The following is a 19533-nucleotide window of genomic DNA, read 5'->3' as shown; positions in this document are numbered from 1 at the left end:
GCGGGCTGGGCAACCATGACAGGGGATCGAGTGTCCAACGGGCGTGGCGAACGTGATGGTGGGGGTCGGGGCGGGCATCTCGGCGGTGGCCGCGGTGACCTTCCCGCCGCGCACCCATCGGCCCTCGGATAGGCCGGAAGACAGCCAGATGACCGCGGTCGCACCCGGCGCGGCGGATCCCGGCGCGGACACCGGCGTCGGCGCCAGCGAGGATCTGCTCACCGAGACCTACCAGGCCCACTACCGCTCCCTGCTGCGGCTCGCGGCACTGCTCCTCGACGACCTCTCGACCTGCGAGGACGTGGTCCAGGAGGCGTTCATCCGGGTCCACGCGGCCCGGCGCCGGGTGCGCGAGCCCGAGAAGACGCTCGCCTACCTCCGGCAGACCGTGGTCAACCTGTCCCGCTCCACCCTGCGCCGCCGGATCCTCGGGTTGCGTCTGCTGCCGAAGCCGATGCCTGACATGGCCAGTGCAGAAGAAGGGGCCTACGATGCCCTGGAGCGTGACCAGTTGAAGGCCGCGCTGCGGGGTCTGCAACGCCGTCAGCGGGAGGTTCTGGTGCTGCGTTACTTCGTGGACATGACGGAGGCGCAGGTCGCGGACACCCTGGGGATCTCGCTCGGCTCGGTGAAGGCGTACGGCTCGCGCGGACTCGCCGCACTCCGGGTCCAGATGGAGGCCGGGCATGGCTGACGATCGGATCGGTCCGTGGCGGGCCGCCGGCGACGCCGGGGGCGCCGGGGGCGCGCACGCCGGCGGGCCGGGCACGGCGGCCGGCGCACCGGGCGGCCCCGGCGCCCCGGCCGGCGGACCGGGCACGGAGGAACGGACACTGCGGGAGCTGATGCAGCGCGCCGTGGCCGAGATCGAGCCCGACCCCTCCGGTCTGCAGCGGATCCGGACCGCCGTACCGAGGCGGCGGGCCGCCCGGCGCGGGGCCCTGACCGGGGCCGCCGCGCTCGCCCTCGCGCTCGCCATCGCCCTGCCCGCCCTGCACGATCCCGACCACCTGGGGCTCTCCGGCGGGCCCGGCTCGCCCACCGCACACGGCGGGACGGCCGCGGACCACGACGACGACGGTGCCGGGCCCGGCACCGCCGGGGGCCACGGTTCCAGCCCGCACCCGGGGGTGAGCGGGACCGGCACCGTCGGCATCCCGTCCGGCTCCGCCAGCGCCTCGCCCAGCCCCTGGGCGAGCACCACCGACGCCGTCCCGGGCGCGACCGCGCCGGTCACGCCGTCCGGCGCCGGCAGCGACGGCGGCCCCCTGGTGCCGCTCTGCATCCGCGGAGATCTGGGGCGCGGCGCCTCGCAGGTCGGCGCGGCCGACGGCGCCGGACGGATCTACGGGTACTTCACGGTCGTCAACGTCTCCGGTCGGGCCTGCCGGTTGGGCGGGCCGGGCTCGGTCACCGTCACCGAGACCGCCGGCACCGACCCCGCCCGGATCAGGGTGACCGACCACGTGGCCGGGGATCCGGCGTCCGGACTGCCCGCACCGGGGCCGACCTCCGCCGCGGGCGACGGCGGCGGTGCGGCCGTGGACGGCCAGGGTCTGCTCCTCGTGCCGCGGGCCGGGTACCGGGTGGACTTCGGCTGGGTGCCGGACGCCGCCGGCTGCCCCTCCTCGGCCGGCGCCTCGCCCAGCGCGTCGCCGGGCGTCGCCGGCCGGTCGGTGGCGGGCAACCCGGGCCTCGCGGGGGGCGGGGCAGACGCGGGAAGCGCGGGCACCTCGTCGAGTGCGCGGTCCGGCGGGCCGGGCAGCGGCTCGGCGGCCATGGCCCCCGCGGGGGGACCGTCGGCCGGACCCACGGCGGGAGGCGGCGCGGGCTCCGGCTCGCCGACAGCCCGTCCCACCACGGTCGCGAGCCCGACCGCGACCGCGACCGCCGCGCCGAGCACGCCTCCGGCCGCCGTCACCATCGCGCACACCCCGGCGCCCGGCAGCCCGTCCGCGGCCACGGCGACCCTCCTCGGCGCCTGCTCCGGCACGGTCTACCGCACCGGCCCGCAGCCCCTCCCGCCCCCGACCGCCGCGACGCCGTCGGCATCCCCCTCGGGCGGCTGAGCCCGCGCGCCGGAAGTCGGACGGGCCGACTTCCGGCGGTCCGGAGCGGCCGTGCGACCGTGCGGCCGTGCGACCGTGCGGTCGAGCGGCCGGACGGCTCGTCTGATCGAAGGCTCGGCGCTCTGACGGCCCGGTGCCCGTCGGCCGGCCGGGTGAGCCGGCGGGTGGACGCCCCCGGCGCTCTCGGCGCCCTGCCCTCCACCGGAAGCGGGACGGGCCGACTTCCCGTGCTGTCGCCCACCCCCTGTGGTCGGGAGCGGTGTGAGGAGTGGTTACCGTGGGGGGTGTGTACCGGTTCCTCCTCACCCCGCGCTGGCTTGGCGGCACCGCGCTGGCCGTGGCGGCCGTGGCGGTGTGCGTCTGGCTCGGCTCCTGGCAGCTCGGCCGGTTCGAGGACAAGGTCTCCTCGCACCAGGAGATCAGCAGGTCGGTGACCGACGCCGGAGCGGCCAGGCCGCTCGGCGACCTGCTCGACGACGCTCGCCCGCAGGTCACCACGGACACCGTCGGCCGGGCCGTGACGGTCTCCGGCACCTTCGACCAGGAGCACCAGCTGGTCGTCCCCAACCGGGTGCTCGACGGCAGGCAGGGCTACTACGTGCTCACCCCGCTGCGGACCGGTGACGGCCGCACCGTCGCCGTCGTCCGGGGCTGGGCGCCGGGTGAACCGGCCGCCGGGGCTTCCGCCGTCTCGGCACCCGCCGGCGAGGTGACGGTGACCGGGCGGCTCCAGGCGGGCGAGACCAGCGGCAGCGGTGGTGCGGTGGCCGGCGGCCTCCCGGCGGGGCAGCTCGGCACGATCAACCAGGCCGCGCTGGTCAACAAGCTGTCCTACGACGGCTGGTACGACGGCTGGGTCGCCGCGGACACCGTGCCGGCCGGGCTGACCGCGGTGCCGACCGTGCAGCCGCAGGGCGGCAACGGCCTGAGCCTGCGGGCGTTCCAGAACCTCGGGTACACCCTGGAGTGGTTCGTCTTCGGCGGCTTCGTCGTGTTCATGTGGTTCCGCCTGGCGCGCCGCGAGGCGGAGGCCGAGCAGGACCGGGCCCTCGGACTGGACCCGGTCCTGGAGTAACCGCCCCCGCCTCAGCGGGTGGGCGCCCCCGCACCGGCGGGCGACGCGGGCGGTGCCGCGGGCGCCGGGGCCGACGGCGACTTGGCCGGTGCACCCGGTGCCGAGGCGGGAGCCGAGGCGGCAGCCGCCGGCGAGGGCGACGACGCGGACGGCGTGGGCGGCTTCGGCGGGACCGTCGCCGTGGCCGACGGGCCGGCCGGCGGGTCGTCGCACCGCCGCCCGCCGCTGTTGTCGCTGCTCCCGCTGTAGTCGTCGTCGTCCGAGTCGTGGTCGGCGTGGTGGCGCACCTTGCGGCCGCTCTTGGAGCTCTTCGAGCCCTTCGAGCTGCTCTTCGACCCGGACTTGGCGAGCAGGACGGTCCCGCCCCCGCCCTCACCGGACTCCGCCGTGACGAAGGCCGCCCGCACCGCGAGGCCGCCCGCCGCCGCCGTCCCGACGCCCGCGGCACCGACACCCGCAGTCCCGGCACCCGCAGTCCCGGCACTCGCGGAACCGACGCCCGGGGCACCGACGCGGGTCGCGCCGCCCGACGCCGCGGGCGAAGCCTTCGCCGGCGGCGAAGCCGACCGCGACGCCGTCGCGGTCGGCTGTGCCGTCGGCTGTGCGGACGGCACGGCCGACGGCGGCGGGCAGGCCACCTCGTCGTCGTCCTGGCCCGAGCAGCCGGTCAGCACCAACGCCCCGGCCACCCCCGCCCCCACGACCGCCAGCAGCCGTCTCACCCGGTCCCCCCGTCTCTCCCCGCAACGGCCCCCGAGGCCACCGCGGCACCCGGGGCCCCCACGGTCCCGTCGGCCCGATTCTCGCCGACGGCGCCCGCACCCAGGTGCCGTCGGACGAAGTCGATCTCCAGCCGCAGCTGCTTGATCCGCTCCTCCACCACCAGCGAGCCGTGCCCGGCGTCGTACCGGTAGACCTCGTGCGGCTTGCCCAGCTGCTCCAGCCGCTCGACGTAGTTCTCGATCTGCCGGATCGGGCAGCGCGGGTCGTTCACCCCGGCGCTGATGTAGACCGGCACCCGGACCTGCTCGACGTAGGTCAGCGGGGAGGAGGCCGTCCAGCGCTCGGGCACCTCCTCCGGCGTGCCGCCGAAGAGCGTCCGGTCGAGCGACTTCAGCGCCTCCATCTCGTCCTCGTACGCGGTGAGGTAGTCCGCGACCGGGACGGCGGCGACCCCCAGCGACCAGCTCTCCGGCTGGACGCCGAGGCCGAGCAGCGTCAGGTAGCCGCCCCACGAGCCGCCGGTGAGCACCAGCCGCCCGGGGTCGGCGAGGCCGCTCGCCACCGCCCAGTCGCGGACCGCGCCGATGTCCTCCAGCTCGATCAGGCCGACCCGCTCGCGCAGGGCGTCCGTCCAGGCCTGGCCGTAGCCGGTGGAGCCGCGGTAGTTGACCCGGACCACCGCGAAGCCGTGGTCCAGCCAGGCGGCCGGGCCGGCGGCGAAGGCGTCGCTGTCGTGGTGGGTCGGACCGCCGTGGATGTCGAAGACGGTCGGGAACGGGCCGTCGCCCTCCCCGGCGCCCGCCGGCCGCTGCACCAGCGCGTGCACCCGCCCGCCGGGGCCGTCCACCCACACGTCCTCGACCGGCACCGAACCGGGCGGGACGGCGCCGGGTGCGCGCAGCACCACCGTGCCGGCCGTGGAGCGGACGGCGGACGGCTCCGCGGCGGAGGACCAGAGGAACTCCACCGTGCCGTCCGGGCGGGCGGTCGCACCGCCGACGGTGCCGCGCGGGGTGTCCAACCGGGTGAGCACGCCCGTGTCCAGCGCGTACGAGAACAGCTCGCTGCGCGCCTCGTACTCGTGCTCGACCAGCAGGGCGGCCGCCCCGGGCCGCCACTGCGCGGAGACGTCGCCGGGCAGCTCGCGGCCTTGCTCGTCGCGGAGCGGCAGCGCGGTCTCGGCGCCGGTGGCGACGTCCCAGATCATCGGTTCCCAGCGGCCGGTGCGCTGGTGCGCCACCAGCAGCCGGGTGTCGCCCTCGACCGGGGCGAAGCCGAGGCAGGCGACCCCGCGCGGCTCGTCCCGGCCGGTGACCTCGTCGAGCTCCGCGACGGTCGCGCCGTCGGAGAGCCGGACGACCCGGATCGCCGAGTGCATCGCGTCGCCGTGCTCGGTGTGGTCGATCGCCAGCAGCGTGCTGTCGTAGCTGAGGTCGCCGACCCCGCCGTACTCCTCGTGCCGGTAGATCTCCTCGGCCTCGGTCGCGCCGGGGCGGCGCAGGTGCAGGGTGGTGCCGTGCTCGTCGGTGGAGCGGCCGACCACCACGGTGCCGTCCCGGCCGAGTGCCAGGCCCGCCGAGTAGGAGGCGGCCAGCCCGGGGACGGCCTCCTCGTCCGGGCCGTCGGCGCCCTCCGGCCGGCCCTCGAAGGGCTGGCGGCGCCAGATGCCGAACTCGTCGCCGTCGTTGTCGTCGAACCACCAGACCCACGCGCCGTCCGGGGTCAGCTCGGCGTCGGTGGTGCCGTTCGGGCGGCCGGTGACCCGGCGGTGGGTGTCGGTGGCGCGGTCCCAGGCGTACACCTCGTAGGTGCCGGTCGCGTTGGACACATACAGCGCCCGGTCGGGGGCGTCGTCCGCCCAGTCCGGCAGGGAAACCCGTGCCGCCCTGAACCGCTGCTCCCACGCCGGTACGGCGCTCTTCTCCTCGCTCATCCATCCATCCAACCCGATCGGGGTGACCGAACGGAACGGGCGGGTGGGCCCGTGAGCCCACCCGCCCTGTGCGTCCCCGCCCGCCTGCGCCCGTCCGGTCCGCGAAGACGCGCCGACCGGCCGGCCGGTGGGCCCGTCAGCTCGCCGTCAGCCCGCCGGCCCGGCGGCTCAGCCGGTCAGCCGGTCAGCCTGGTCAGCCGGTCCGCCGGGGAGCAGCTGCACCAGGCCCACCAGCACCAGCTCCAGCCCCGCCAGCGCCGCGACGCTGTGCCCGAAGGCGGCCACCGGATCGCCGGCGCCGTAGTAGAGGATGCCGATCAGCGCGATCCCGAGCGCCCCGCCGACCTGCTGGACGGTGGCCACCACGCCCGCGGCCGAGCCGGCCAGCGTCGGCTCGACCGCGGCCAGCACCACCGCGGTCACCGGGGCGATCACCAGGCCCATGCCGAGGCCGTCCACGAACAGGCCGGGCGCCAGCCACCAGACGCTGCCGGTCGTGCCGCCGCCGTACGCGGCGAGGCAGAGCAGGCCCAGCCCGGCCGCCATCAGCAGCCCGCCGAGCGCGACGGTCCGGCGCCCCAGCCGGGCGGCGACGCGGTGCGCGGTGGTGGAGGTCAGCAGGTAGCCGACGCCGATCGCGGTGAAGACCAGGCCGGCGCCGAGCGCGTCCAGCCCGCGGCCCGGCTGCAGGTACAGGGCCAGTACCAGGAAGAACGACGCCTGGCCGAGCCAGAAGGCGAGCTGGGCGAAGAGCCCGGCGGTGAACGCGCGGGACCGGAACAGCCGGGTGTCCACCAGCGGCGAGCCGGTGGCGCGGGTCCGGTGCTGGTGCACGGCGAAGACGGCGAGCAGCACGGCCGAGCCGGCGGCACAGAGGCGGGTCCAGAGCGGCCAGCCCAGCTCCCGGCCCTGGATCAGCGGCAGGACGAGGCCGGTCAGCGCCGCGGTGACCAGCAGCACGCCCACCGGGTCCAGGCCGGGCCGGTGCGGGGCGCGGGACTCCGGCAGGCAGCGGCGGACCAGGGCGAGCGCGGCCAGGCCGACCGGAAGGTTGATCAGGAAGCAGCTGCGCCAGTCCAGCCCGAAGAGGTCGGCGCGGATCAGCACACCGCCGATGAGCTGGCCGAACACTGCGCCGACGCCCATGGTGAGCCCGTACATCGCGAACGCCTTGGCCTGCGCGGCGCCGCTGAACGCCGTCCGCAGGATGGCCAGCACCTGCGGGCCCATCAGCGCCGCCGCCAGCCCCTGGGCGACCCGTGCGCCGACCAGGGCGGCCGCGGTGGGGGCCAGCCCGCAGCCGGCCGAGGCGAGTGTGAACAGGGCCAGGCCGAGGCCGAACACCCGGCGCCGGCCGTAACGGTCGCCGAGGCGGCCGGCGGTGATCAGGCCGACGGCCAGCGCCAGGCCGAACCCGGCGATCACCCACTGCACGACGGCCGGTCCGGCCCCGAGCCCGGTCTGGAGGGACGGGACGGCGACGTTGACCACGAAGACGTCCAGGGAGGTCATGAAGGTGGCGGTCAGGACGACCGGCAGCAGCCCCCGGGGAGCGGACTCGACGTGCCGGACGTGCTGGACGGACTCGACGTGCTGGACGTGTTCGACGTGTTCGACGTGCTCGACCGGTTCGGCCGGCGCGGCGCCGCGCGAGGTGGCCGGCGCGGGGTGCAGGTCGGTGCTCATCTCGGCTACTCCTCGGAGGGGTTCGGAGGGGCGGGCGCGGTGCGGCCCGCCCCTGCACGCTGCTGCGCGCGCTCGGTGGCTCAGGCGCCCGGCACGCGGTCCAGGAAGCCGTGGACGGCGGTGATGCGGCCCTCCTGGTCGGCCACCAGCACGTCGAACCCGACCACCAGGGCCTCCCCGTCGGCCGGCCCGAGGTTCCAGGTGAACCGGGCGATGTCGTGGTGCGCGTCCACCGGGCCGAGGGTGAACGCCAGGCCGGGGAACTGCGCCTGGGCCGCGCCGATCAGCGCGTCCACGCCGTCCCGGCCGGTGACCGCGGCCAGCGGGTCGGTGTAGCGGCAGTCCTCCGCCCAGACCTCGTCGATCAGCTTGCGGCGGGCGGCCGGGTCGGTCTCGTTCCAGGCGGCGAGGTAGCGCTCGGCGAGCTGCTGCAGGTCGGTCGTCCGGGTCTCGGTCATCGTCTTCTCCCTTGTGTGGCTGGTTCGTTCGGCGGGTCGTTCCCGCTGCTCATGAAGGTACGGACGGCGCGCGGCGGCCGAATCCGTCACGTATGGGTAGGGGGTACGTACGTCGAACCGGTACGGCGCCGGCAGGCCGCGGGTAGGGTCGCCGGAGGCGCGGGTGTTGCCGCCGGGGCACCGGTGGTCACCGGTGCGGGAGGGGCGGAGGACACGGGGGATGCCGGGGATGCTGTACGGGCGGGAACGCGAACAGGCAGTCGTCGAAGAGCTGTTGGACGGCGCGCGGAGCGGCCGCAGCGGAGTGCTGGTGGTGCGGGGCGAACCAGGGATCGGCAAGACCGCGCTGCTGGAGCACGCGGTGGCGGTGGCCGGCGGCGCGTTCCGGGTGATCCGCGCGACCGGCATCGAGTACGAGGCCGAGCTGCCCTTCGCCGCGCTCAGCCTGCTGCTCGCGCCCGGGCTGGACCGGCTCTCCGCGCTGCCCGACCCGCAACAGCGCTCCCTGGCCGGTGCGTTCGGGCTAGCCGAGGCGCCGGCCGGTGCGGCGGCGCCCGGCGACCGGTTGCTCGCCGGGCTCGCCACGCTCGGACTGCTGGCCGAACTCGCCTCCGAACAGCCGCTGTTGTGCGTGGTCGATGACGTGCAGTGGCTCGACCGCCCCTCGCTGGACGCGCTGGTGCTCGCCGCCCGGCGGCTCCGGGTGGAGGGCGTCGCCCTGCTGCTCGCCGTGCGGGACGCCGGCCCGGCGGCCCCGCCGGGTGCGGACGGCAGCGCCCTGCCGGCCCCGGCAGGCGCGACCGGGACCGACGCGCTGCCGCTGGCCGGCCTGCCCGAGCTGCGACTGGCCGGGCTCGCCGAGCCGGACGCCGCCCGGCTGCTGGACGCGCGCGCCGGCTCGGGGGTGAGCGGGGAGGTGCGCCGCCGGCTGCTCGCCGAGGCGGCCGGTAACCCGCTGGCGCTCACCGAACTGCCCGCCGCCGTAGCCGGATCGGGCCCGACCGGGCCCGCCCTGGCGCCCGGCGTGCTGCCGCTCACCAACCGGCTGCAGCTCGCCTTCCACGGCCAGGTGACCGGCCTGCCGCCCGCCACGCAGAGCCTGCTGCTGGTCGCCGCCGCCGAGGAGAACGGCGAGCTCGACGTCGTGCTGGCCGCCGCCGCGGCGCTCGGCGCGACCGCAGAACACCTCGCACCCGCGGAGGAGGCCGGCCTGGTCGCGGTCGGCGCGGACCGCAGGATCGCCTTCCGTCACCCGCTGCTGCGCGCCGCCGTGCTGCAACGCGCTCCTCTGCAGCAGCGGCTGACGGCCCATCGTGCCATCGGCGAGGCGCTGGAGGACGGCGACCGCCGCACCTGGCACCTCGCCCTGGCCGCCACCGCGCCCGACACGGAGCTCGCCGACGCGCTGGAGCGCACCGCCGTCCGCGCCGAGGCCCGCGGCGGCCACGGCGGCGCCGCGGCGGCGTACGAGCGCGCCGCCCGGCTCACCCCGGACCGTGACGCCGCCACGCGCCGACTCGTCCTCGCCGCCGAAGCCGCGACCGCAGAGGGCAAGTTGGCGCAGGCCGAGGAGCTCGCGGAGCGGGCCGGCGCCCGGACCGACAGCGTCTTCGCGCACGCCCTGCTCGATCAGGTCCGGGCCACCGCGCACTTCTGGCGCGGCTCCTACCCCACCGCCTACCGTCTGCTGCTGGACGCGGCGGCGACCGGCATCGAGCCGGCCCACGCCGCCCGGATGCTGCTCCAGGCCTTCCACGCCGCCTGGTACGCGGGGGAGGAACCGGTGGTCGCCGTCCTCGACCGGCTCGCCCGGCTCCCGCTCGCCGCGGCCGATCCGCTCACCCCGCTCGCCCGGCACCTGTCGGCCGCCGTGCTCCCGGCCCTGGGCCGTCCGGCCGGGGCGCTGCCGGCCGTCCGGGACACCGCGGCGGCGGCCCGCCGGGCGGGCGCCGACACCCCGGCCGACCTGGTCCAGCTCTGCGGCGCGACGCTGATCCTCGGACGGGACGCCGAGACCGCCGAGCTCGCCGTCGAGCTCGTCGCCGAGGCCCGGACCAAGGGTGCCGTCGGCGTGCTGCCCACGCTGCAGTTCTTCCTCGCGGAGGCGGAGCTGTTCCACGGCCGGCACCACGACGCCGAGGTCACCGCCACCGAGGCGCTCGCCCTGGCCCGGGACACCGGGCAGCACCAGTGGGTCAGTCAGCTCAGTGCGCTGCTCGCCTGCCTGGCCGCGCTCGGCGGCGACGACGCGCAGTGCACCGCGCTCGCCGCGACCGCCCGGACGGCGACCGCCCTCACCGGCGCGGCCGCCGGCACCGCGGCACCCGCACCCGGGGAGCCCTGGACGCAGTGGGCGCTCGGCCTGCTCGACCTCGGCCGGGGGCGTGCCGGCGACGCCGCCGACCGGCTGCACGCCCTCGCCACCGGCCCCTACCGGCACCATGTCAGCGGCACCCGGGCCGTCCCCGACCTGGTGGAGGCCGCCGTCCGTCTCGGCGCCCCGGAGCGCGCCGCCGAGCCGTACGAGCGGTTCGCCCGCTGGGCCCGCGCGGCGGGGCTGCCCTGGGCCGAGGCGCTGCGGCTGCGCTGCCAGGCGCTGCTCGGCCCGGACGAGCTCGCCGAGTCCGCCTACCGGGCCGCCCTCGACCTCCACGACGGCACCCACCGCCCGTTCGAACAGGCCCGCACCGCGCTGCTCTACGGCGAGTGGCTGCGGCGCGAGCGCCGCCGCACCGACGCCAGGCCGCACCTGCGCGCCGCCCTGGAGGCCTTCGAGGCCGCCGGCGCCCACCCCTGGGCGGACCGCGCGCGCACCGAGCTCACGGCCACCGGGACCAGCGCGCCGGCCCCGGCGGACGCCCCCGCGGGCGTGCTCACCGCGCTCACTCCGCAGGAGCTCCAGATCGTCCGGCTCGCCGCGCAGGGCCTCACCAACCGGGACATCGCCGCCCAGCTCTTCCTCAGCCCCCGCACGGTGGGGCACCACCTCTACAAGGCCTACCCGAAGCTCGGCGTGGCCTCGCGGGCGGACCTGCCGGCGCTGCTCTGAGCGGCGCCGGGTCGGCGGGTCGGCCGGTCGGGCGGAGCCGGGAGCGTCCGCCCGGAGCGGTCCGGAGCTCCGACCGGTCCGGCCGGGCCATGGGCGTCGTGCAACCGCAACCGCGAGAGGGTGATCACAGAGAATGCGGCGCACCGGCGGCGGACGGGTTCGGCACCCGGTTGCTGTTCGGCACCCGGTTGCTCCACTCGGCCGCCACCGGCCGCCACCGGCCGGTAGCGGGGAGGTCGCGGAAGGACTGGCCGGGATGTGGCTCACGTCACTCGAAGATCGCCGGCGGATGTCGCCCGGGTCGCCCGTCGCGCTTCTCGATGCCTGCTGAGGACTCCTCAGGGGCGGCCCGGCAGGGACCGGTTTCCCGGCGGGCTTCTCCCCGCTGTCTCCCGGGAGCCCCCCGGAAAGCCAGTCAGGGCCGGTCTCCCTCGCGGGAGACCGGCCCTGAGCTGGTCCTACTGGGTCGGGGTGGCGGGATTTGAACCCACGGCCTCTTCGTCCCGAACGAAGCGCGCTACCAAGCTGCGCCACACCCCGGTCTTTCTCTGTGTCGCTCCGTCTCCTTCGCGACGAGTAGAACTCTACCGGACGCTCGCCGAGAGACGAAATCCGATTCCCGGCGGGCGTCCGTCGCAGGTCAGCGGGCGGGGGTGAGGGTGAGGAGGGTGGCCTCCGGCGGGCAGGCGAACCGGATCGGGGTGTAGCGGTTGGTGCCGCAGCCGGCCGAGACGTGCAGGTAGGAGCGGCGCCCGCCGGCCTGGTGGGTGGAGAGGCCCTTCACCCGCTTGGCGTCGAGGTCGCAGTTGGTGACCAGGGCGCCGTAGAAGGGGACGCAGAGCTGGCCGCCGTGGGTGTGCCCGGCGAGGATCAGCGGGTAGCGGTCGGCGGTGAAGGCGTCCAGGACGCGCAGGTACGGCGCGTGCACGACGGCGAGCGAGAGGTCGGCATCGGCGGACGGGCCCCCGGCGACCTCGCTGTAGCGGTCGCGGCGGATGTGCGGGTCGTCCAGGCCGGTGAACTCGATGTCGAGGCCGCCCAGGTTCAGCCGGCCCCGGGTGTTGGTGAGGTCGAGCCAGCCGGCCGCGTCGAAGCCGTCCCGCAGCTTCTCCCACGGGTTGTGCACGGCGCCGGTGATGCCGCGCCGCGCCGTGCCGTCGGGGTTGTTCATGCCGTGGACGCCGGTGCGCATCGCCTGCAGGTAGCGGGCCGGGTTCTTGCGGGCCGGTCCGTAGTAGTCGTTCGATCCGAAGACGTACACGCCGGGGAAGTCCATCAGCGGTCCGAGCGCGTCCAGCGTGGCGGGGACGCCGAGCGGGTCGGAGAGGTTGTCGCCGGTGTTCACCACCAGGTCGGGGCGGAGCCCGGCGAGGCTCTGCAGCCAGCGCTGCTTCTTGCCCTGTCCGCTGACCATGTGGATGTCGGAGACCTGGAGCACCCGGAGGGGGCGGGCGCCCCGGGGCAGGACGGGGACCTCGACCCGGCGGAGCCGGAAGGCACGGACCTCGTACCCGACGGAGTAGGCGAGGCAGGCGGCGCCGGTGGCGGCGATTCCGAGGGGGACGGAGTACAGCGGTCGCATCGCTCCATGCTCTCAGACGGCGGATCAGCTGGTGAACGCCTGGTGGGCGTGCCCGGACACGCCGTCGCACCCCCGGGGCCCCCGGTCGGACGCACCGGCCGGGCGCGCCTCCGCGGGCCGCCCCCGCGGGCTGCCCGCGGGGGCCGCCCCCGTGGGCCGCCCGCCGGGCAGCCCCGGCCTGCTCTCAGCGCGCGGCGAGCTCGGCGGCCACGGCGTCCATCACCGCACGCCAGTGCTCCCGCTGCCGGGCGCGTTCCTCCGGGTCGGCCAGCCGCTCCTGGTGGAACCGGAGCACGGTGCCGGAACCGCCCGGCGTGACGGTCACCTGCACGGTGGTGGAGCCGGACCGGCCGGCCGGCCGCCAGCTGAGGCGGATCCGGGATCCGGCGTGGTGGCTGCGCAGTTCGCCGTCCGAGCCGTCGGCCGTGGTGATCCGTGCGCCGACCCGCTCGGTGAGGCGGGCACCCGGGCCGAGCCAGAGCGCGGCGCCCTCGGCCGAGGTCAGCAGGGACCAGACGGCCGCCGGCGGGTGCGGCAGCGTGCGGGAGACGCCGATCTGGAAGCCGGCGTCCCTGGTGAGTCCGACGGGCCGCTCGCCGGCGCCGTCCGAAACGCCCCCGGCGGCACCGCCCGCGGTGCCCTCCGTGGCGCCCTGTGCGGCCTGCTCCGCCGGCTCGGCAGTCGGTCGTTGCCCGGGCATCCTGATCACTCCTCGGTCTGGTCGCGCCGGGCCCGCAGCGCCCGGACCTTGTGGCGGTTGCCGCAACGCTCCATCGAGCACCAGCGCCGCCGCCCGGGCCGCGAGGTGTCGACGAACAGCAGGTAGCAGTCCGCCGCGCCGCACTCGCGGACCCGGTCCGCGGACGGGCCGGTGAGCAGTGCGATGGCGTCGCGGGCGACGGTCGAGACGAGCTGGGCCCCGTCGGCGGGCAGCGGCCGTGCCGCCGTACCGTCCGGCGCGATCTGCGGGACCAGCGGCGGGGGGGCGGCGGCCCCGTTGAGCACGGCGTGGTCCTCTGCGCTGCCCCGCCTGCCGTGGGCGCGCGCGGCGGCCAGTCGCCACAGCGCGTCGCGCAGCGTCCGCGCGGCGGCCAGCTCATCGGGGCTGACGGCGACCGCACCGGCCGGCAGCCGCAGGCGGGACTTCTGCAGCCACTGCGCGAGGTCCTCGGGCCGGTGCAGCACCTCGTACCGGGCGTACGCGTCCGGCCCGCCGGTGGTGAGCAGTTCCAGGCAGAGCGCCCCGGGGTCGAAGTGGTACCGCGTGCCCTCGGGGGAGTGCAGGACCAGCCCCGGCGTCCACTCGTCAGTCATGTAACCACTATAAATAGTTACCCGGTCCGAGGGGAAGGCTGCCGAGAGGCGGCCGCGGGGGACCCGGCCGGGGCGGCCGGGTCGCGGAACGCCGGCCCCGGCGTTAATGGTGGGCGGCCGAACGCCGCAGGTGGGAGACTCGGGGCCATGACGACGCTCAAGGAGCAGCTGCAGGAGGACCTCACGGCTGCCATCAGGAACCGGGACGAGCTCCGCTCGTCCACCATCCGGCTCACGCTCGCCGCCGTCACCAGCGAGGAGGTGGCGGGTACGGAGAAGCGGGAGCTGGCGGACGACGAGGTCCTGAAGGTGCTCGCCCGCGAGGCGAAGAAGCGCCGGGAGGCCGCCGCCGCGTTCGACACCGCGGGCCGTACCGACCAGGCCGCCCGTGAGCGGGCCGAGGGCGAGGTGCTGGCGGAGTACCTGCCCAAGCAGCTCTCCGACGAGGAGCTGGCGGCGATCGTGGCCGCCGCCGTCGCCGAGAGCGGCGCGACCGGCCCGCAGGCCATGGGCGCCGTGATGAAGCTGGTGAAGCCGAAGGTGGACGGGCTGGCCGAGGGCGGTCGGGTCGCCGCCGCCGTGAAGGCCGCGCTCTCCGGCTGACACGCCCCGGCGCCGCAGGCCCGTCGGCCGCCGGCGGGGCGGCGGAGGACCACGACGGAGGGGCGCCCCCCGAGCCGATCGCTCGGAGGGCGCCCCTCTCGTGTGCCGTCAGCCGGCCGGACCGTCAGCCGGTCGGTGCCGTCAGCCGGTCAGTGCCGGCCGCCGGCGCCGTTGCCGTTCCCGTTGCCGCCACCGCCGCCGATGATGCCCGGCGGGAGGGTGAACCCGCCGCCGATCATGCCGCCGGGGTTCCCGCCCCCGCCAGGGTTGCCGCCTCCGCCCGGGTTCCCGCCCGCCGCGTCGCCGTTCGGCGGCGGCGTGGGGGCGCCCGACGGCGCCGCGTTCGGGTCCGGCTTGGGGGCCGGGTCCGGGATGCTGATCGTCGGCAGGGTCTGCATCGGCGCGCCGCGCAGTGCCTGGTTCATCGCCATCTGCCAGATCGGGCCCGGGCCCGTGGCGCCGAAGACGCCGTCGCTGCCGTAGTAGGTGTCGCCGATCTTGATGTTCTTCATCTTCACGCCGCCGGCCGGGCCGCCGAGCCAGACCGAGGCGGCGAGCTGCGGGGTGTAGCCGCTGAACCAGGCGGCCTTCTTCTCGTCCGTGGTACCGGTCTTGCCGGCGATCTGGCGGCCACCCTCCAGTCCGAGGGAGGCACCGGTGCCCTTCTCGGTCACGTTGAGCAGGACGGCGTTGAGCGCGTCGGCGGTGCTCTCGGAGTAGGCCTGGCTGCAGGACGACTGCGGGACCTTGACGTCCTTGCCGTCCACCGTGGTGATCTTGTTGATGGCGATCGGGGTGCAGTACTTGCCCCGGGCGGCGAAGGTCGCGTAGACGTTCGCCATGGTCAGCGGGGAGAGCTCCAGGGTGCCGAGGACCATCGACGGGACCTCGACGAAGGGGTCGCCCTTGGCCGTCTGGTTGATGCCGAGCTTGTTGGCCATCTGCTTCATCGCGCAGAGGCCGACCTGCTGCTCCATCTGCACGAAGTAGGTGTTGACCGACAGCGCCATGGCCTGCTTCAGCTCGTACGGGCCGACCTCGCTGCTCGACTCGTTGCCGACGCTGCGGTCCTTGCCCTTGGCGGTGTTCTTCCAGGTGCCCGAGCAGGTGGACATCGTGGGGTAGTCGATCCGGTTCTCGGACGGGAACGACTGGGTCGGGGACATCCCCGACTCCAGCGCGGCCGCGGCCAGCACCGGCTTGAACGTCGAACCGGTCTGGAAGCCGTTGCCGCCGCCCATCGAAGCGTCGACGTTGAGGTTCACGACGGTCTGGTTCTTGTTCTGGTCCAGGCCGTACGGGCGGGTCTGGGCCATCGCCAGGATCTTGCCGCTGCCGGGCTCCATCATGGTCGCGGCGGCCGAGACCGGGTCGGTGACCTTCACCTTGGTGGTCACCGCGTTCTGGGCGGCGGCCTGCTTGTCCGGGTCCAGGGTGGTGTAGATGTTCAGGCCGCCCTGGTCCCAGAACTTCTTCCGCTCGGCGGCGGTCTTGCCGAAGACCGGGTCCTGCTTGACCACGTGGCGCACGTAGTCGCAGAAGAAGCCCATGCCGGCGTTGGCGGTGATGCAGCCGTTCTGCGGGTCCTTGTACTTCAGACCCAGCGGGGCGGCCTTCGCCGCGTTCGCCTCCTCCGCGGTGATGTGCTTGTTCTCGAGCATCTTGTCGAGCACCACGTTGCGGCGCTTGACCGTGTTCTCCGGGTAGCGCACCGGGTCGTACTGGGAGGGGTTCTGCACCAGGCCGGCGAGGGTGGCGGCCTCGGCGATGGTGAGGTCCTTGTTGGACTTGCTGAAGTAGCGCTGGGAGGCGGCCTCGACCCCGTAGGCCTGGTGACCGTAGAAGGTGATGTTCAGGTAGTTGGTGAGGATCTGGTCCTTGGTCAGGTCCTCCTCCAGCTTGATCGCGACCTTCAGCTCCTGGATCTTGCGGCCCAGGGTCTTGCGCTGGGCCTCCAGGACGGCGGCCTGGTCGTCGCCGGCCTTCTCCACGTTGACGTTCTTCACGTACTGCTGGGTCAGCGTCGAGGCGCCCTGGGACGCGGTGCCGCTCTCCGCGTTCTTGCCGATCGCGCGGAGCACGCCCTTGAGGTCGACGGCGCCGTGCTCGTAGAAGCGGGCGTCCTCGATGTCCACCTGCGCCTTGCGCATGTAGGGCGACATCTGGTCGGCCGCGAGGACGGTGCGGTCGCGCTCGTAGACCTTGGCGATCAGCTGGTTCTTGCTGTCGAAGATCTGGGTCGCCTGAGTGAGCGGCGGGGTCTTGAAGTCGTCGGAGATGCTGTCGAAGCTCTCCGCGGTGTTCTTGGCGGTCAGGCCGAGCGCGCCCACCGCAGGCAGGGCCATGCCGGCCAGCAGGACTCCGGAGAGCACGCTGACACCCAGGAACTTCACTCCGTGTCCCGCGAAGTCCAGCGGTGACTCGCGGCGCTTGCCGCGCGGAGCTCCGGTGTTGCCTGGGGGCTGGGGTGCCTGGGGGCGCTTCGGTGCCATGAGGAGAACCCTACGTTGCCGAATCCCCTCCGGCGGAGCAGGTGTTCGCCTAGGCTTGTCACAAGCTTGCGACAGCTTCGGTACGTCAACATCGCTCACTCTTGTGAGTGATGAGGTTTGCCCGAATTGCCCCTTTCTGAAGCACTTTTGAGGCCACTGCCGCCCGTGGTGCGGCTGGTTTTGGTGGCGCTCCGTGACGACGCGCGTGGGTACAGTTTCTTCGGCGCCCTTGGCAAGGCTTGCGACCTGCGATCACTCCAACGAGTGAGCTGGCCGATACCCATAGTCCAATCGGACCATTCGAGATTGAGCCCGAAGGGGCTGTTGCAAGCTGTCGTTCTTCCGTAACGTCCTCAACTGGCAACGGTGAATATGCCGTTGCCGCCGTGGGGGAGCCTCGATTCGGGAGAGGACGGCGCCGGCATGGGCTGGGTAGACGACTGGAGTGCGCAGGCCGCCTGCCGCACTAGTGATCCGGACGAACTTTTCGTCCAGGGGGCGGCGCAGAACCGCGCCAAGGCGGTGTGCAGTGGATGCCCCGTCCGTACGGAGTGCCTGGCGGATGCGCTGGACAACCGGGTGGAGTTCGGGGTCTGGGGCGGGATGACGGAGCGCGAGCGCCGGGCGCTGCTGCGCCGCCGGCCGACGGTGATCTCGTGGCGGCGGCTGCTGGAGACGGCCCGCACCGAGTACGAGGAGTCCCTCGCGACCGGCGTGATACTGACGGACTACGCCCAGGCCGGCTGAGCCGCCACGGGCGGGCCACCACGGGCCGGGCCCCGATGAGCCGGGCCACCACGGGCCGGGCCACGACGAGCCGGTCCGCCACGGCCGGAGCCGTCACCGGCCGAGCCGACTCCGCCCCGCGCGCCCGACCGGGCGTCACGGCGCGGCGCCGCCGCTACGAAGCGCCTCCGCTGAGCCGCTCGCCGATGGCCCGCAGCCCGTCCAGGTCGTGGACGTCCCCGGGGAGCGCGGCGACCTCGACGATCGGCACGTCCGGGTAGACGGAGACGAAGCGGTCACGGGTACGGCGCTCCCGCGCCATGATCTGCATCCGCTCGGCGTGCAGCCGCAGCAGCCCGGCCGCGAGCAGCTCGGCCTCGGGGGAGGAGTTCTCCGAGCCGTTCTCCTCCAGGGCCTCGGCCGCCGCCAGCGCGCGCTCCGCGGTGAGCTGGGGAGCGCCCGTCCCGTGCACCCGGTTGAGCACCAGCCCGGCCAGCGGCATGCGGTCGGCCGCCAGCCGGTCGACGAAGTACGCCGCCTCCCGCAACGCGTCCCGCTCGGGCGCGGCCACCACCAGGAACGCCGTGCCGGGCGCCTTGAGCAGCTGGTACGTCCGGTCCGCGCGCTCGCGGAAGCCGCCGAACATCGAGTCCATCGCGCTGACGAAGGTCTGCACGTCGGTCAGCAGCTGGGCGCCGAAGATCTTGCCCAGGGTGCCGGTGAACAGCCCCATCCCGACGTTGAGGAACTTCATCGCGCTGCGCCCGCCGACCTTGGCCGGCGCGGTCAGGATCCGGATCACCTTGCCGTCCAGGAAGGACCCGAGCCGGTTCGGCGCGTCCAGGAAGTCCAGCGCCGAGCGGGACGGCGGGGTGTCGACGATGATGAGGTCCCACTCCTCGGCCGCCCGGAGCTGGCCGAGCTTCTCCATCGCCATGTACTCCTGGGTGCCGGCGAAACCGGCCGACAGCGACTGGTAGAACGGGTTCTCCATGATCGCTCGGGCCCGCTCCGGCTCGGCGTGGGCCAGCACGACCTCGTCGAAGGTCCGCTTCATGTCGAGCATCATGGCCTGGAGCTCGCCCTCGCCGGTCACGCCCTTGACCACCCGCGGGGTGTTGTCCAGCTCGGTCAGACCCATCGACTGCGCGAGCCGGCGGGCCGGGTCGATCGTCAGCACGACGACCTTGCGGCCGCGCTCGGCGGCGCGCAGCCCGAGCGCCGCGGCGGTGGTGGTCTTGCCGACGCCTCCCGAGCCGCAGCAGACGATGATCCTGGTCCTCGGGTCGTCGATCAGCTCGTCCACCGCGAGCCGGCTCCCCGTGCCCCGCACGCCGTTCACCCGGCCACTGCTCCCCTGACCGCCGTTCTCCCGGCCACCGCTCCCGCGGCCACCGCTCTGCCTGCGGCCGGCCGCCCGGCCACCGCTCTCACCGCGGTCGCTCGCGCCGTGGTGGCCCACGCCGTGGTCGCTCACGCCGCCCCCTGACGCTTCAGCTCGCCCGCCAGCCGGTACAGCCCGCCGAGGTCGACACCCTCGCCCAGCAGCGGGAGTTCGTACGTGGGGAGCTTCAGCTGCTGCAGGTCGGCGCGCTGCTCGCGCTCCAGTTCCACCCGCTCCGCGTGCTCCCGGGCCTGGTCCAGCAGCGGGTCGATCAGCGGGTCCACCGCCGCCCGGACGGTCTCCGCCTTGCGCGAGCGCCCGCCGAGGCCCGCCTCGCCGAGGGCGAGCGCGACCTGCTCGCGGTGGTCGCCGTCGACCGCCGCCACCGCCGCGGCGTCCAGGACCGGGGGCCGGACCATGTTCACCATGACCCCGCCCA

General features: G+C 75.0%; 15 protein-coding genes, 1 tRNA gene and 1 pseudogene. 6 read left to right on the top strand and 11 right to left on the bottom strand.

Annotated features, from left to right (window positions below):
- Window positions 1–148 precede the first annotated feature (148 nt).
- The 3 genes from MCM47_RS08840 to MCM47_RS08830 all read left to right on the top strand — a co-directional run bounded on the left by MCM47_RS08840 (window position 149) and on the right by MCM47_RS08830 (window position 3144).
- Window positions 149–694 carry a SigE family RNA polymerase sigma factor gene (locus MCM47_RS08840; RefSeq protein WP_238860080.1) on the top strand — a complete coding sequence of 182 codons (546 nt, stop codon included), beginning with the start codon at window positions 149–151 and terminating at the stop codon, window positions 692–694.
- The gene (locus MCM47_RS08835) at window positions 687–2069 is read left to right on the top strand and encodes a hypothetical protein (protein WP_238860077.1); all 1383 of its coding nucleotides are present in this window, start codon (window positions 687–689) and stop codon (window positions 2067–2069) included. Before MCM47_RS08840 ends, MCM47_RS08835 begins: the two co-directional genes overlap by 8 nt.
- Window positions 2070–2355: 286 nt before the next feature.
- The gene (locus MCM47_RS08830; RefSeq protein ID WP_238860076.1) at window positions 2356–3144 is read left to right on the top strand and encodes an SURF1 family protein; all 789 of its coding nucleotides are present in this window, start codon (window positions 2356–2358) and stop codon (window positions 3142–3144) included.
- Between the two features lie 11 nt (window positions 3145–3155).
- Here MCM47_RS08830 and MCM47_RS08825 read toward each other — a convergent pair whose 3' ends face one another.
- The 4 genes from MCM47_RS08825 to MCM47_RS08810 form a co-directional block, all read right to left on the bottom strand.
- A complete protein-coding gene (locus tag MCM47_RS08825) occupies window positions 3156–3866 on the bottom strand; it encodes a hypothetical protein (protein ID WP_238860074.1) in 711 nt (236 codons plus the stop codon).
- On the bottom strand, window positions 3863–5800 hold the full coding sequence (locus MCM47_RS08820; RefSeq protein WP_238860072.1) for a prolyl oligopeptidase family serine peptidase: 1938 nt from the start codon (window positions 5798–5800) through the stop codon (window positions 3863–3865). The genes MCM47_RS08825 and MCM47_RS08820 overlap by 4 nt, the downstream gene beginning before the upstream one ends.
- A 168-nt stretch (window positions 5801–5968) precedes the next feature.
- Window positions 5969–7486, bottom strand: a complete 1518-nt coding sequence (locus MCM47_RS08815) for an MFS transporter (protein ID WP_238860071.1) — start codon at window positions 7484–7486, stop codon at window positions 5969–5971.
- Window positions 7487–7566: 80 nt separating this feature from the next.
- Window positions 7567–7944, bottom strand: a complete 378-nt coding sequence (locus MCM47_RS08810) for a nuclear transport factor 2 family protein (RefSeq protein ID WP_238860070.1) — start codon at window positions 7942–7944, stop codon at window positions 7567–7569.
- A gap of 220 nt (window positions 7945–8164) precedes the next feature.
- Between MCM47_RS08810 and MCM47_RS08805 the strand changes: the two genes are divergently transcribed.
- Complete coding sequence (locus MCM47_RS08805) at window positions 8165–10993, top strand: AAA family ATPase (RefSeq protein ID WP_238860069.1); 2829 nt, start codon at window positions 8165–8167, stop codon at window positions 10991–10993.
- 466 nt (window positions 10994–11459) lie between these two features.
- On the opposite strand, the gene MCM47_RS08800 is transcribed toward MCM47_RS08805, so the two are convergent.
- The 4 genes from MCM47_RS08800 to MCM47_RS08785 form a co-directional block, all read right to left on the bottom strand.
- Window positions 11460–11533 (bottom strand) — tRNA-Pro (locus tag MCM47_RS08800).
- 100 nt (window positions 11534–11633) lie between these two features.
- Window positions 11634–12575, bottom strand: a complete 942-nt coding sequence (locus tag MCM47_RS08795; protein WP_238860068.1) for a metallophosphoesterase — start codon at window positions 12573–12575, stop codon at window positions 11634–11636.
- Window positions 12576–12759: 184 nt separating this feature from the next.
- Window positions 12760–13275, bottom strand: coding sequence for an SRPBCC domain-containing protein (locus MCM47_RS08790; protein ID WP_308222303.1), 516 nt, complete (start codon window positions 13273–13275; stop codon window positions 12760–12762).
- 5 nt (window positions 13276–13280) lie between these two features.
- On the bottom strand, window positions 13281–13889 hold the full coding sequence (locus tag MCM47_RS08785) for an ABATE domain-containing protein (protein ID WP_238860067.1): 609 nt from the start codon (window positions 13887–13889) through the stop codon (window positions 13281–13283).
- Between the two features lie 147 nt (window positions 13890–14036).
- Between MCM47_RS08785 and MCM47_RS08780 the strand changes: the two genes are divergently transcribed.
- A complete protein-coding gene (locus tag MCM47_RS08780) occupies window positions 14037–14492 on the top strand; it encodes a GatB/YqeY domain-containing protein (protein ID WP_238860066.1) in 456 nt (151 codons plus the stop codon).
- A 149-nt stretch (window positions 14493–14641) separates the two neighbouring features.
- Here the strand turns inward: MCM47_RS08780 and MCM47_RS08775 are convergent, their stop codons facing one another.
- The gene (locus tag MCM47_RS08775) at window positions 14642–16984 is read right to left on the bottom strand and encodes a transglycosylase domain-containing protein (protein ID WP_238860065.1); all 2343 of its coding nucleotides are present in this window, start codon (window positions 16982–16984) and stop codon (window positions 14642–14644) included.
- A gap of 423 nt (window positions 16985–17407) precedes the next feature.
- Between MCM47_RS08775 and MCM47_RS08770 the strand changes: the two genes are divergently transcribed.
- Window positions 17408–17731 (top strand): WhiB family transcriptional regulator, encoded by a 324-nt coding sequence (locus tag MCM47_RS08770; RefSeq protein ID WP_030240986.1) that lies wholly within the window; start codon window positions 17408–17410, stop codon window positions 17729–17731.
- 154 nt (window positions 17732–17885) lie between these two features.
- On the opposite strand, the gene MCM47_RS08765 is transcribed toward MCM47_RS08770, so the two are convergent.
- On the bottom strand, window positions 17886–19052 hold the full coding sequence (locus MCM47_RS08765) for an ArsA family ATPase (RefSeq protein WP_238861331.1): 1167 nt from the start codon (window positions 19050–19052) through the stop codon (window positions 17886–17888).
- Between the two features lie 131 nt (window positions 19053–19183).
- Window positions 19184–19533, bottom strand: a pseudogene (locus MCM47_RS08760) (ATPase); the annotation flags it as partial.

Origin of the sequence: Kitasatospora sp. A2-31 (assembly GCF_022288725.1) — a bacterium.
Taxonomy (GTDB): Bacteria; Actinomycetota; Actinomycetes; order Streptomycetales; family Streptomycetaceae; genus Kitasatospora.
The sequence above is the reverse complement of the archived record's forward strand: the minus strand, read 5'-3'. Positions and strand labels throughout refer to the sequence as shown.

What these genes read in the sequence shown, in the direction of transcription:
- MCM47_RS08840 (WP_238860080.1), top strand. Translation starts at nt 149, where the DNA reads ATGACCGCGGTCGCACCCGGCGCGGCGGATCCCGGCGCGGACACCGGC.
- MCM47_RS08835 (WP_238860077.1), top strand. Translation starts at nt 687, where the DNA reads ATGGCTGACGATCGGATCGGTCCGTGGCGGGCCGCCGGCGACGCCGGG.
- MCM47_RS08820 (WP_238860072.1), bottom strand. Translation starts at nt 5,800, where the DNA reads ATGAGCGAGGAGAAGAGCGCCGTACCGGCGTGGGAGCAGCGGTTCAGG.
- MCM47_RS08815 (WP_238860071.1), bottom strand. Translation starts at nt 7,486, where the DNA reads ATGAGCACCGACCTGCACCCCGCGCCGGCCACCTCGCGCGGCGCCGCG.
- MCM47_RS08810 (WP_238860070.1), bottom strand. Translation starts at nt 7,944, where the DNA reads ATGACCGAGACCCGGACGACCGACCTGCAGCAGCTCGCCGAGCGCTAC.
- MCM47_RS08805 (WP_238860069.1), top strand. Translation starts at nt 8,165, where the DNA reads ATGCCGGGGATGCTGTACGGGCGGGAACGCGAACAGGCAGTCGTCGAA.
- MCM47_RS08795 (WP_238860068.1), bottom strand. Translation starts at nt 12,575, where the DNA reads ATGCGACCGCTGTACTCCGTCCCCCTCGGAATCGCCGCCACCGGCGCC.
- MCM47_RS08790 (WP_308222303.1), bottom strand. Translation starts at nt 13,275, where the DNA reads ATGCCCGGGCAACGACCGACTGCCGAGCCGGCGGAGCAGGCCGCACAG.
- MCM47_RS08785 (WP_238860067.1), bottom strand. Translation starts at nt 13,889, where the DNA reads ATGACTGACGAGTGGACGCCGGGGCTGGTCCTGCACTCCCCCGAGGGC.
- MCM47_RS08780 (WP_238860066.1), top strand. Translation starts at nt 14,037, where the DNA reads ATGACGACGCTCAAGGAGCAGCTGCAGGAGGACCTCACGGCTGCCATC.
- MCM47_RS08775 (WP_238860065.1), bottom strand. Translation starts at nt 16,984, where the DNA reads ATGGCACCGAAGCGCCCCCAGGCACCCCAGCCCCCAGGCAACACCGGA.
- MCM47_RS08770 (WP_030240986.1), top strand. Translation starts at nt 17,408, where the DNA reads ATGGGCTGGGTAGACGACTGGAGTGCGCAGGCCGCCTGCCGCACTAGT.